At 36.2% G+C, this 8,738-nt stretch carries 9 protein-coding genes; 3 read left to right on the top strand and 6 right to left on the bottom strand.

The features are described from left to right. Nucleotides 1–18: 18 nt before the first annotated feature. The 6 genes from J7J10_03600 to J7J10_03575 are packed head-to-tail and all read right to left on the bottom strand — an operon-like array spanning nucleotide 19 to nucleotide 4,666. Nucleotides 19–183, bottom strand: coding sequence for a hypothetical protein (locus tag J7J10_03600; protein ID MCD6130016.1), 165 nt, complete (start codon nucleotides 181–183; stop codon nucleotides 19–21). Between the two features lie 2 nt (nucleotides 184–185). Then, on the bottom strand, nucleotides 186–1,313 hold the full coding sequence (locus J7J10_03595) for an ABC transporter substrate-binding protein (protein ID MCD6130015.1): 1,128 nt from the start codon (nucleotides 1,311–1,313) through the stop codon (nucleotides 186–188). Next, nucleotides 1,310–1,945 carry a uracil-DNA glycosylase gene (locus J7J10_03590; GenBank protein ID MCD6130014.1) on the bottom strand — a complete coding sequence of 212 codons (636 nt, stop codon included), beginning with the start codon at nucleotides 1,943–1,945 and terminating at the stop codon, nucleotides 1,310–1,312. The genes J7J10_03595 and J7J10_03590 overlap by 4 nt, the downstream gene beginning before the upstream one ends. Beyond that, entirely contained in the window at nucleotides 1,942–2,550 is a 609-nt protein-coding gene (locus J7J10_03585; protein MCD6130013.1) for an ATP phosphoribosyltransferase, read from the bottom strand. Before J7J10_03585 ends, J7J10_03590 begins: the two co-directional genes overlap by 4 nt. Beyond that, the gene (murA, locus tag J7J10_03580) at nucleotides 2,543–3,802 is read right to left on the bottom strand and encodes a UDP-N-acetylglucosamine 1-carboxyvinyltransferase (protein MCD6130012.1); all 1,260 of its coding nucleotides are present in this window, start codon (nucleotides 3,800–3,802) and stop codon (nucleotides 2,543–2,545) included. Before murA ends, J7J10_03585 begins: the two co-directional genes overlap by 8 nt. Nucleotides 3,803–3,805: 3 nt before the next feature. Continuing rightward, nucleotides 3,806–4,666, bottom strand: coding sequence for an ROK family protein (locus tag J7J10_03575; protein MCD6130011.1), 861 nt, complete (start codon nucleotides 4,664–4,666; stop codon nucleotides 3,806–3,808). A gap of 565 nt (nucleotides 4,667–5,231) precedes the next feature. On the opposite strand from J7J10_03575, the gene secA reads away from it, so the two are divergent. The 3 genes from secA to J7J10_03560 are packed head-to-tail and all read left to right on the top strand — an operon-like array spanning nucleotide 5,232 to nucleotide 8,712. Next, the gene (secA, locus tag J7J10_03570; protein MCD6130010.1) at nucleotides 5,232–7,643 is read left to right on the top strand and encodes a preprotein translocase subunit SecA; all 2,412 of its coding nucleotides are present in this window, start codon (nucleotides 5,232–5,234) and stop codon (nucleotides 7,641–7,643) included. Further along, entirely contained in the window at nucleotides 7,643–8,086 is a 444-nt protein-coding gene (locus tag J7J10_03565; protein MCD6130009.1) for an MGMT family protein, read from the top strand. The genes secA and J7J10_03565 overlap by 1 nt, the downstream gene beginning before the upstream one ends. Continuing rightward, on the top strand, nucleotides 8,035–8,712 hold the full coding sequence (locus tag J7J10_03560; protein MCD6130008.1) for an MBL fold metallo-hydrolase: 678 nt from the start codon (nucleotides 8,035–8,037) through the stop codon (nucleotides 8,710–8,712). Before J7J10_03565 ends, J7J10_03560 begins: the two co-directional genes overlap by 52 nt. Nucleotides 8,713–8,738: the final 26 nt, after the last annotated feature.

The raw sequence follows: 8,738 nt of genomic DNA, 5'->3' as shown, positions 1-8,738 counted from the left end.
CAGCCTAACTCCCACGACTTATACTGTTCTTTCTCGAGACAAGGGTTCACCAGTGCTATTTGTAACAAGCGCTGATTTTTTAGAATAATCTGATTTTTCAACAAAAGACAACAACTCCTCTAATATATCTTCACCAACAAAAACATTGTAAGTCTTTACAAGCGTATGCACATCAATGATCATTTCTACTCCTTTATTTCTATATCCAGTTGGGATTTGACCGGGATTATCTTATGGTTTTTTATAGTTAACAAAAATGGAATTTTTTCGGCATCACCGTTATTAAATTTAACAAGTTTACCAGTAACTCCTGTCCGATTTTGTAATGAGTTTAAATAATCAACAATACAATTACCTGTTTTACATTTTTTTGCCTCTACAATCATTTCCCCTATATCATAACCCAAAGCAGAAAATAATGTAGGGTTCTTGCCATAAATCTCCTTGTATTTGCGGACAAAGTGAACATTTTGTTCCTCTTTATTGTCCAAATAATATCCCGCGATAAAGTATGAATTTTTTGTACACCCTGATGGCAAGGAAACAATACGACTATCATTCCACCCTTCATTACCTAAAATAACACGAGGATAAATATCATAAAAAGCAATAAGAGAAAGGATTTTCTGTAAATCTTTTCTATTTCCTGCAACAAAGAGAGTGTCAAATTTAACACCACGCCCATAGGTAAAATTTCCTTCATCCTTTACTTCAAAAGCCTGCTTGATACAGAACGAATACTCCATATCGTTTGATTTATAAATCTTTATTTTCACAACATGCTCATTTTTTTTAATCACCTCGTCCATAAATGCAGTTCGCAGCTTTAAACCGTAATCCGTATCCGGGCAGAGTATCATAAAATCTTCTGAATATAGATTTTCGATAGCAAAATCTACCAAATATCTTATATCATCGGGATAAAAACTAAACCGAAACACAAGGGGAGAAATCCCCGGAACATCCGAAGATGGAGCAAAGGGTGTAATTAAGGGAACATCATATCTTTCAATAATAGGAACACATGCCTTTACATGCACACTCAAAAACGGACCCACAATGAGGTTGACTCTATCTTTTTGTATGAGTTCTTTTAATTGTTTTTGTAAATCTTCTGAAGATATATCTTTTACTATTGTCTGAATACTTGCTTCTGATAAGGGAATAGACAAACCATTAAAAAAATTTAGACCAAAATATTTTATATTTCCGCTTAATGGAAGTAAACATCCCACCTTTTCTATGGCATACGAGGGAAAAGAAAACAGTATTAAAAAAACGCAAAAAAACAGAGAAACAAATCTTCTTCTCATACCATTTTCATCGCTTTTATCAAGTCCTCCGTAAATGAATCTACTGCATGAGGGTTTCTTAGGAGGTAAGCAGGGTGAAAAGTAGGAATAACAGTAACATCTCTATGCTTCATTGTTCTTCCTCTTAAGACAGAGATAGGCAACGCACTACCTGAAAGTTGTTGTGCAGCAAACTTTCCCAAACAAATGATAATCTTGGGCTTAATAATTTCTATCTGCTTTTCTAAATAAGGAAAGCACATCAAAAGCTCTTCTGGTTTGGGGTTTCTATTTTCTGGAGGTCGACATTTTATGCAATTAGCTATATATATATCCCTTCTCCTTAACCCTATTTTCTCAAAGATCCCATCCATTAATTTCCCTGCCCTACCTATAAATGGCTTGCCTGACAGGTCTTCTTCTCTGCCCGGTGCTTCTCCCACAAACATAATTTCCGCATCTTCGTTCCCTTCACCGAACACAACATGGGTGCGAGTTCTAAAAAGCGGACACCTCTTGCATCTCTCCACTTCTTTTTTTAATCTCTGCAAGGATTCTTTCTCTTTGTTATCTATATCTCCTGTACCTTTCATATATTCTATTCCAACCGTATCCTTTAGAAATTGAAGATACACTTTGACTCCATTCATCATGTAAGAATATCCATCAATTCCTTAATCTCATTATATTTTGTGTGATAGCTCCCTTTACTGGCAACAAGATAAGCAGTAGATGTGAAAATTTCTCTTATTACTCTTAACCCATTCTCTTTTAATGTTCTGCCAGTAGATGTAATATCTACAATCCAATCCGATATTTCAAAAAGCGGTGCCAATTCTATAGAACCATAAAGTTTTATTATCTCCACATTTATTCCTTCCTTTATAAAAAAATCCTTAGCTATGTTGGGAAATTTAGTAGCTATCCTCAAAGGTCTTAAAGGAGATATTACATCAGTCTTTCCAGCCACTACCATCTTACAACGCCCTATATTCAAGTTAATCAGTTCGTATAAATCTCTGTTTTGTTCTCTTAATACATCATATCCCGCTATTCCCAAATCCGCCGCTCCATATTCAACATAAGTGGGTACATCCTGAGCTCTCACTATAATAAACCTCAGTTTTCCTTCCCGTCCATCAAAATAAAGTTTTCTGCCATTTTGAGGAGATTGAACATCTATCCCCTTTTTTACAAATATATTCAATGCTTCGTCTAAAAGCCTCCCTTTGGATAAAGCAACAACAAGTCTATTCACTTTTTTCTCTCCTTATAAATCCTGAAAGCGCACTGATTTTTTGCTCTAAATTTTCATACCCCCGATCCAAATGATGAACCCCAAACATTGTTGTTTCTCCGCGAGCCACTAATCCTGCAATGATTAAAGAAGCTGCTGCTCTGAGATCGGTCGCAGTAACAGGAGCACCGTTTAGATGATCAACTCCTTCAATAATTGCATGGTTACCGCTTACTCTTATATTTGCTCCCATTCTTACCAACTCTGGCACATGCGAAAATCTCTTTTCAAAAATCGTTTCTGTAATTACGCTATTTCCATCTGCAATGGACAAAAGTGATGTGAACTGTGCCTGCATATCAGTAGGAAAACCAGGATAAGGCATGGTTTTTATATCTGTATGCTTTATTTTGCCTTTCATTTTTACTCTTAGTCCGTTTTCTTTCACATTTATGCTTGCTCCTACATCTTCCAGTTTTTCCACCACAGCGTGCAGGTGAGAATAAGGAGCGTCTATAATCTCCACATCTCCCTTTGTTGCACAGGCTAAAACCATATATGTTCCCGCTTCTACTCGATCAAAAATTATGTTGTGTACTTTATTTGCTTTCAAACTACTCACGCCGCTCACAACAATGTTTTCTGTTCCTGCACCTTCTATTTTTGCACCACAACCGTTCAAAAAATTTGCCAAATCTACTACCTCCGGCTCTTGGGCGGCATTCAATATCGTTGTAATTCCATCGGCAAGAGTAGCAGCCATAACCACATTCTCTGTTCCAGTAACAGTAGGAATATCAAAATATATTTCTCTCCCCTTTAGTTTTTTCGCTTTAGCTTCAATGTATCCATTTTTTACTTCAATAAGAGCTCCCAATTTTCTTAACGCCTCTATATGCAAGTTTACAGGCCTTTCTCCTATGGCACAGCCTCCAGGCAGTGAAACTCTGGCCTTTTTATATTTAGCTAAAAGAGGACCCAAAACAAGTATGGATGCACGCATTGTTTTCACTAAATCATAAGGTGCGAATGTTTTATTTATATTACTGGCATCAATTTTGAGATTGTGTTGTTTCAACTCAAATTTTGCTCCCATAAGCTCTAACAATTTACAAATCGTTTCTACGTCTCTTAATTGAGGAACATTGGAAAACTCACATCTCCCGTCTAATAAAATAGACGAAGAAATAAGAGGAAGAGCAGCATTCTTTGCTCCCCCTATCTTCACTTTACCGCATAATGGCTTTCCGCCCTTTATTATTATTTTCTCCATACATTAGCCTTCTAATGCAATATGAGCCATACCGAGCAATCCTGCTTTATCCGGCAAAGAATCTCTAATGAATTTGACACTTGACGATAGATAAGCTCTTCTTTTTACTACCTCTTTCATCCTATTATAAAAACAAGGATAGGAATGGCTCATTTTTCCCCCAAAGATTACCGCTTGAGGATTAAAGATATTTATCAATGATGCCACCCCTATGCCTAAAAATACAGAGAACTGCTGCACCATCCTCCATGCTCTTTTATCCCCTTTCGCCAAATCAAATAAATCCTTTACGGTTTTATTTTCCCACTTTTTGTTTATTTCCCTCTGCAATGCCCATCCCCCTATATAAGCCTCTAAACATCCTCTATTACCACAAGTACATCTCTTTCCAAAGGGCATAACAGTTATATGTCCTATTTCTCCCGCATACCCCTGATAACCCCTTAAAATTCTATTGTCTATTATAATTCCTCCTCCTATACCCGTTCCCAGTGTTATGTAAATAATATAAGGAAGCTTAAATCGTCTGCTAGCACCAAAAGCGGCAGCATTGGCATCATTTTCCAAAAATAACGGGAGATGTATTGCTTCTTGTATCTTTAAAAAAGAAAAATCATTTAAAAATGGCAGATTGGGTGATTTTTTCAATATTTTTTCCTTATAATCTACTGCACCGGCAACAGCTATGCCTATTTTTTTTGTCTCCTTATTCATCATTTTTTTTATATATTCAATAATACTCTTTGTTAACTGTTCTAAACTCTTTCCGCTTTTAATCTCAATTTCCTCTTCTATATTTAATCTTCCTGAGATACGAGCTATCCTGGTATTGGTACCTCCAATATCCAACGCCACTACATTCATAACGGCATTCTATTTTAATTTTCCATAATATTCAAACACAATCAGTAATTCGAGTCCCACGATAAAGCTCCAGCAAGAGACAGATTAGAATAGTTGAAATTCACCCATAAATATTTAGATTTAGCTTCTGGATTAAGATATTTTTAGCCTCGGATTACCTTTTCCCGTGTCATTCCCGCAAATGCGGGAATCCAGATTCCGCATCAAGCAATGTCACCCCGCACACCGATGCGGGGACGGAATGACAGGAGGGTGCGGAATAACGGATAGACCCCCTTTGTATTCCCCCCTGAGAGGGGAAAGTAGGGGACAAGGGAGATGAGAATACAACATTTTCTCTTTTTTTTCTGTCGCATTGTGAAAATTTATGCTAAGAAAATACGAAATATTATGCGTTTAGAAAAACCCATCAACTATCAACTATCAACTATGTTTATCTGTGGCTAATATTCTTTCCTTTTACCTCGGATTATTATATATTCAAATGTAATGCTTGATTTTTCTTCCAGGACAGCTAATCTTTATAAACATATAAAGAAACCTTTAAAAATAAAAGAGGAAAAAGATGATCGGTAAAGTCTTACAAAAAGTATTCGGGACAAGGAATGAACGGATATTAAAAGATCTATGGCCTATTGTAGGAAAAGTAAATGGTTTAGAAGAAACCATATCCAAACTTTCAAACGATGGCTTAAAGAATAAAACAAATGAATTTAAGGAAAAGATTGCCAAAGGCGAATCTTTAGAGAGCATCCTTCCTGAGGCATTCGCCGTTGTGAGAGAAGTATCCAGAAGAACAATAGGTTTAAGACACTTCGATGCGCAGATAATAGGAGGCAATGTACTACATCAGGGCAATATTGCCGAGATGAAAACAGGAGAAGGGAAAACACTGGTAGCCACTTTACCCATCTATCTCAACGCTCTATTGGAAAAAGGTGCTCATCTGGTAACGGTAAATGATTATCTGGCAAAAAGAGATGCGTTGTGGATGGGACCAATCTATAAGTTTTTAGGTCTTTCGGTAGGCGTAATTCAAGGTGAAAACAAATCTCACTTAATAGATTGGGAAGATGAAAGCACATTCAAAACCACCCTTTCACCCTGCACAAGAAGAGAAGCCTATCAAGCAGATGTAACCTACGGAACAAACAATGAATTTGGTTTTGATTATCTAAGAGATAACATGCAATACTCTATTGAAAATTATGTACAGCGCGAATTCTATTATGCCATCGTAGATGAAGTAGATTTTCTTCTCATCGACGAATCTCGAACCCCTTTGATCATATCTGGACCAACGACAGAATCCACCAAGACGTACTACGAAGCAGATAAGGCAATAAGAACACTTACTAAAAAGGACAGTGAAGTAGATGAAAAAATGAGAACAGCTACTCTTACCGACAGCGGTGTGGATAAGATACAAAAAACGTTAGGAATAGATAACCTTTTTAATGTGAAGTATATGGAAATATTGCACATGGTAAATCAATCTCTAAAAGCACATACTCTATTTAAAAAAGACAAAGATTACATTGTAAAAGGCGGGAAAGTGATCATTGTGGATGAATTTACGGGTAGAGTAATGCCAGATAGAAGATATTCGGATGGATTGCATCAAGCTTTAGAGGCAAAAGAACATCTGCGCATTCAAAAGGAAAGCCAGACCTTAGCCACCATTACCTTCCAGAATTACTTCCGTATGTATGATAAATTGGCAGGCATGACAGGTACAGCAATCACCGAAGAAAGAGAATTTAAAGAGATATACAATTTAGAGGTGGTAGTAATTCCTACTAACAAAGCAATGATAAGAAAAGACTATGATGATGTAATATACAAAACAGAAAAAGAAAAACTGCAAGCAATCGTAAATGAAATAAAAAAAAGACACAAACAACAGCAGCCTATCTTAGTAGGTACTACCTCTGTAGAGAAATCGGAGGTTTTGCATCGTATGCTCGCAAAACAGCATATCCCTCACACTGTACTCAATGCCAAACACCACGAAAAAGAAGCACAGATTATAGCCCATGCAGGAGAGAAAAAATCGGTAACCATAGCTACTAATATGGCAGGTAGAGGAGTAGATATAAAATTAGGTGAAGGAGTGCAAAAACTGGGTGGACTATTCATCTTAGGAACAGAAAGACATGAATCTCGCAGGATAGACAACCAGCTACGAGGTAGATCAGGGAGGCAAGGAGATGTTGGTGAATCACGATTTTACCTCTCTTTAGAAGACGACCTATTGAGAATATTTGGGTCAGAACGACTGAAGTTAATCATGAACAAATTGGGTGTTCCGGATGGAGAACCAATACAGAACAAATTTGTTACCAAAGCAATAGGTAATGCCCAGAAACGGGTAGAAGCATATAACTTTGATATGAGAAAACACCTGTTAGAATATGATGATGTGATGAATAAACAAAGAGAAATAATCTACACCCAGAGAAAAGAAATACTTAAAGGGATGGATTTAAAAGATTCAATATTGGAAGATGTAAATGATATTGTTGTAAACAATATAGATATTTATTTTTCGGAAACAACAGATGTAGAAAATTGGGATACAAAGGGATTCCGCCAGATGTTCAAACGAATGTTTAACCTTGAGGTGCCTTTATCCGATGAGGAAATAAAAATCAAGGAAAATAGAGAAAAAATAAAGGATAAAATCGTTTCTCTGCTTCAAAAATTCTATCTGGAAAGGGAAAAACTTATAGGCAATGACCAGATGAGAGAAATTGAAAGAATGATTATGTTGCAGATAATAGATGCCTTGTGGAAAGAACATTTAAGAACTATGGATTATTTGAGAGAGAGTACAGGTTTGCGTGGTTATGGTCAAAGAGACCCGCTGATAGAATATAAAAGAGAATCATTTGAAATGTTTGAAAAGTTAATGAAAGAAATTAAAGAATATACAATAATCAATCTCTTTCATATAAAAATTGCTGTCGGTAAATAGTGGAAATATTCCATTATAAAACTCCTTTTAACAGATGGCTAACGGTTAGAATAGAAAATGGTATATTTTCACTTGATTTTTTAAATAATAAACAGGGAAAAGAAGTAGAGGGAGAGATAAAAGATCTCCTCGTTTCTTTCTTCTCTTCTTATGGTAAGTTTCTTCCTCCATGGGAAATATTAAATACTGAAGCTTACTCACCCTCTCAGATAAAACTTTATAAAGAAGTAAGAAAAATAAAAGCAGGAGAAACTTCGAGTTATAAAGAATTGGCTGAAAAACTGTGTTGTCATCCTCGAATAATAGGGAAAATGCTCTCTTTAAATAGACATGCTTTGTTTATCCCCTGTCATCGCATAATAAGAAAAAACGGTTTTTTAGGAGGATACAGATGGAGCAGGAAATTAAAAGAAGAAATAATAACGTGGGAAACTTCATATTAATAAGAATCGTTGTTGGACTTTTACAGGCAAACTGCTACATATATGCAGATCATGAAACAAAAGAAGCGGTGATTATTGATCCTGGTGGCAACGGAAAAACAATTATCAAAAATGTAGAAAAGGGAAAGCTGAACCCAACCGCCATATTGAATACGCACTATCATCCTGACCATACCTGTGCGAATAAAGACTTAAAGGAAAGATTTAATATACCGCTTATGATCGGCGAGAGAGATGCAGTCCAGCTTCAATTTGTTTATGATAATGCAATGCAAATAATGATACAATGCAACCCCTCACCACCAGCAGATAATCTTTTAAGGGAGGGAGATATTATAAAGATAGGATGTTTATCTCTTAAAGTAATAGAAACACCAGGACATACCAGGGGCAGCATATGTTTTTACGATGAATGTAATAACATACTCTTTTCTGGAGATACTCTGTTCTTAGAATCTATAGGAAGAACAGATCTGCCCACCGGTAGCACCAAAGAACTTACACACAGCCTAAAAAAACTATTTAATTTACCTCTTTATACAATTGTCTATACTGGACATGGTGATAAAACAACATTGTTCCACGAACAAGAACATAATCCCTTTATAAAAGACGCATTATCTTAAAAAACGAAACGACTATCCTTGTAGAA

This window comes from Deltaproteobacteria bacterium (genome assembly GCA_021159305.1).
Taxonomy (GTDB): Bacteria; Campylobacterota_A; Desulfurellia; order JAGGSF01; family JAGGSF01; genus JAGGSF01.
Note: the sequence above shows the minus strand (reverse complement) of the source record. Positions and strands in the feature narration are given on the sequence as shown.

Bases quoted from the DNA above. Each gene is read 5' to 3' on its own strand.
- J7J10_03600 (MCD6130016.1), bottom strand. From the start codon at position 183: ATGATCATTGATGTGCATACGCTTGTAAAGACTTACAATGTTTTTGTT.
- J7J10_03595 (MCD6130015.1), bottom strand. From the start codon at position 1,313: ATGAGAAGAAGATTTGTTTCTCTGTTTTTTTGCGTTTTTTTAATACTG.
- J7J10_03590 (MCD6130014.1), bottom strand. From the start codon at position 1,945: ATGATGAATGGAGTCAAAGTGTATCTTCAATTTCTAAAGGATACGGTT.
- murA (MCD6130012.1), bottom strand. From the start codon at position 3,802: ATGGAGAAAATAATAATAAAGGGCGGAAAGCCATTATGCGGTAAAGTG.
- J7J10_03575 (MCD6130011.1), bottom strand. From the start codon at position 4,666: ATGAATGTAGTGGCGTTGGATATTGGAGGTACCAATACCAGGATAGCT.
- secA (MCD6130010.1), top strand. From the start codon at position 5,232: ATGATCGGTAAAGTCTTACAAAAAGTATTCGGGACAAGGAATGAACGG.
- J7J10_03560 (MCD6130008.1), top strand. From the start codon at position 8,035: ATGGAGCAGGAAATTAAAAGAAGAAATAATAACGTGGGAAACTTCATA.